The organism is Aeromicrobium sp. (assembly GCF_025965075.1).
Lineage (GTDB): Bacteria > Actinomycetota > Actinomycetes > Propionibacteriales > Nocardioidaceae > Aeromicrobium.
Genome location: NZ_JAOPXQ010000086.1, coordinates 1 through 3,074, shown reverse-complemented (window position 1 = coordinate 3,074; position 3,074 = coordinate 1). Strand labels below are relative to the sequence as shown.

At 70.7% G+C, this 3,074-nt stretch carries 4 protein-coding genes; 2 read left to right on the top strand and 2 right to left on the bottom strand.

Annotated features, from left to right (window positions below):
• Positions 1–1,234: ATP-binding cassette domain-containing protein (locus tag JWQ91_RS05550; RefSeq protein WP_297781802.1), on the bottom strand; the 1,234-nt coding region annotated here is incomplete at its 3' end.
• 75 nt (positions 1,235–1,309) lie between these two features.
• Between JWQ91_RS05550 and JWQ91_RS05545 the strand changes: the two genes are divergently transcribed.
• Positions 1,310–2,449: an Mrp/NBP35 family ATP-binding protein gene (locus JWQ91_RS05545; protein WP_297781801.1), complete on the top strand. Its 1,140-nt coding sequence runs from the start codon at positions 1,310–1,312 to the stop codon at positions 2,447–2,449.
• A 9-nt stretch (positions 2,450–2,458) separates the two neighbouring features.
• Entirely contained in the window at positions 2,459–2,776 is a 318-nt protein-coding gene (locus JWQ91_RS05540; RefSeq protein WP_297781800.1) for a sec-independent translocase, read from the top strand.
• Between the two features lie 12 nt (positions 2,777–2,788).
• Here JWQ91_RS05540 and JWQ91_RS05535 read toward each other — a convergent pair.
• The coding region (locus JWQ91_RS05535; RefSeq protein ID WP_297781798.1) for a hypothetical protein at positions 2,789–3,074 on the bottom strand (286 nt) is incomplete at its 5' end.

Here is a 3,074-nt window from a genome sequence, read left to right as displayed (position 1 = left end):
GCACCCGGGAGCCCAGGCGCGCCGTCCCGGTGTGCTCGACCGGCGGAGGGACGACGTCGCCGACCGGCTCGTGCTCGATGTCGGGCCGGGAGCCGCCGGCGGCCAGCAGACGCAGGAAGTGCGACTTTCCCGAGCCGTTGCTGCCGAGCACCGCGACCCGTTCGCCGAACCAGATCTCCAGGTCGAACGGCTGCATCAGGCCGGTCAGCTCGACCTGCTCGGCCATCACGGCACGCTTGGCCGTACGGCCGCCCTCGAGCCGCATCCGCAGGTTCTGCGCGATCGGGACAGCCTCGGGCGGGCCCTCCCGCTCGAACCGGTCGAGCCGGGTCTGCGCCGCCTGGTAGCGGGCGGCCATGTCGGAGTTGTACGCCGCCTTCTGCCGATACATCAGCACCAACGCCTTGAGCTTGGCACGTTCCTCGTCCCAGCGGAGCCGCCGCTCCTCGAGCCTGGCGTTGCGGTCGATGCGGGCCTGCAGGTACGTCGAGAAGCGGCCCGGGTGCACCCACAGCGTGCTGCCGCCGGCTCCCGGCTCCAGGGTCGTGATGCGCTCGGCGACCCGCTCGATGAGCTCGCGGTCGTGGCTGACGAACAGGACGGTCTTGGACGACTCGACGAGCTGCTCCTCGAGCCACCGCTTGGCCGGCACGTCGAGGTAGTTGTCGGGCTCGTCCAGCAGCAGGACCTGCTCGGGTCCCCGCAGCAGCGCCTCCAGCACGAGCCGCTTCTGCTCGCCACCGGACAGCGTCGTGACCTGGCGGTACTGCGCCTGCTGGAACGGCACGCCCAGCGCCGCGACGGTGCACACGTCCCACATCGCCTCGTGCTCGTAGCCACCCGCGTCGCCCCAGTCGACGATCGCCTGCGCGTACGCCATCTGGTCGCGCTCCTCGTCGCGCTCGATCATCGCCAGCTCGGTGCGGTCGACCTCCGCCGCCGCCGAGCGGATGACCGGCGGCGCCACCGACACCAGCAGGTCGCGCACGGTCGTCTCGTCACGCACCGAGCCGATGAACTGGCGCATGACCCCGAGGCCACCGGTCACCGTGACAGCCCCGGCGTGCGGGAGCAGGTCACCGGTCGCGATGCGGGTCAGCGTCGTCTTGCCGGTGCCGTTGGGACCGATCAGCGCGACCTTGGCACCCTCCCCGACCCGCAGGCTGACGTCGTCGAGCAGCGGGCGCCCGTCGGAGAGCGTGAAGCTGACGGCGTTGAGGTCGAGGTGTCCCACCCGCCCATCCTCGCAGCGCCGCCAGTTAGGTCACACTCAGGCCGGGACGCCAGGCCTCCCCAGTACCATGGAGACATGGCAGTCGTCACCGAAGCACAGGTCCTCGAAGCACTCAGCACCGTCAACGATCCCGAGATCAAGCGCCCGATCACGGAGCTCGGCATGGTCGACGGCGTCACGATCGAGGACTCACTGATCACGGTCAAGCTGCTGCTGACCGTCTCCGGCTGCCCGCTGAAGGACACCCTGAACCGGGACATCACCGCCGCGGTCGGCACCGTCGCACCGGCGGCCGCGGTCGTCGTCGACATGGGCGTCATGACCGACGAGCAGCGCAAGGACATGCAGACGATGCTGCGCGGCGGCCGCGCGGACCGCGAGGTCCCGTTCGCCCAACCAGGCTCGCTGACCAAGGTGTTCGCGATCGCGTCCGGCAAGGGTGGCGTCGGCAAGTCCACCGTCACGGTCAACCTCGCCCTGGCGATGGTCAAGCGCGGCCTCAAGGTCGGCATCGTCGACGCCGACATCTACGGCCACTCGATCCCCGACATGCTGGGCGCCGGCGACATCCGCCCGACCCAGGTCGAGGACATGATCATGCCGGTCCCGATCAAGGGCCTCAAGGTCATCAGCATCGGGATGCTCAAGCCCCGCAAGGACCAGGTCGTCGCCTGGCGCGGACCGATGCTGGACCGCGCCCTCGTGCAGATGCTGAGTGACGTCTACTGGGGTGATCTCGACGTCCTGCTGCTCGACCTCCCGCCGGGCACCGGTGACATGGCGATCAGCCTGGGCCAGCACCTGCCCAACGCCGAGGTGCTCGTCGTGACGACCCCCCAGCCGGCTGCCGCCGACATCGCCGAGCGCGCCGGCACGATGGCCTCGATGATGCACCAGCGTGTCGTCGGCGTCATCGAGAACATGTCCTACCTGCAGATCCCCGGCGGCGAGCGGATGGAGATCTTCGGCTCCGGTGGCGCCGCCAAGGTCGCCGAGACGCTGAGCGCCCGCTTCGGCTACGACGTGCCCCTGCTGGGCCAGGTCCCGCTCGACACCGCCCTGCGCGAGGGTGGCGACGCCGGCGAGCCGATCGTCGTGGCGGACCCCGACTCGGAGTCGGCCAAGATCCTCCAGGGCGTGGCCGATCAGCTGAGCGGCCGGTCCCGCGGACTGGCCGGCATGCAGCTCGGTCTCGCCCCGGCCGGCCGGTTCTAAGGTCGCACCATGTTCGGCATGGGCGCCCCCGAGATCGGCGTGATCCTGGTGGTCGCCTTGCTGGTGTTCGGTCCTGAACGACTCCCCGAGCTCGCGAAGCAGGCCGGCGGCTTCGTCCGCACGCTGCGGCAGATGGCCGAGAACGCCAAGAACGACCTGGGCCGCGAGATGGGGCACGACCTCACGGCGATGGACCTCAAGGACCTGGACCCGCGCGAGATCGTGCGGCGCAACCTCCTCGAGGACGACCCGACCCCGCGCACGACCAAGGAGACCCGGATCCTGCGCCCGGGCGAGACCCCGCCGTACGATCCCGAGTCGACCTGACCAGGACCGGCGTCAGGCGGCGTCGACCCAGGCGGTCATCCGGCTGAAGCCGTCGTCGACCCGATCGCGCAGCCCGTCGCCCTCGCGAGGGCCGCTCGGCAGGTCCGTGACGGCGCGCTCGACCCGGTCCCGGTCGGCGTCGGTCACGATCGTGTAGACCGTGCCGGCCCGGTCCCACGTCACGAGCATCGGCACACCGGGGCGCACCCACACGTCGGCGTCGCCCATCCGGGCCGGCTCGAAGCCGTCGAGGCCGTCGCGGTCCAGGTGCCCGTTCTGCTCGAACAGGTCGAGGGTC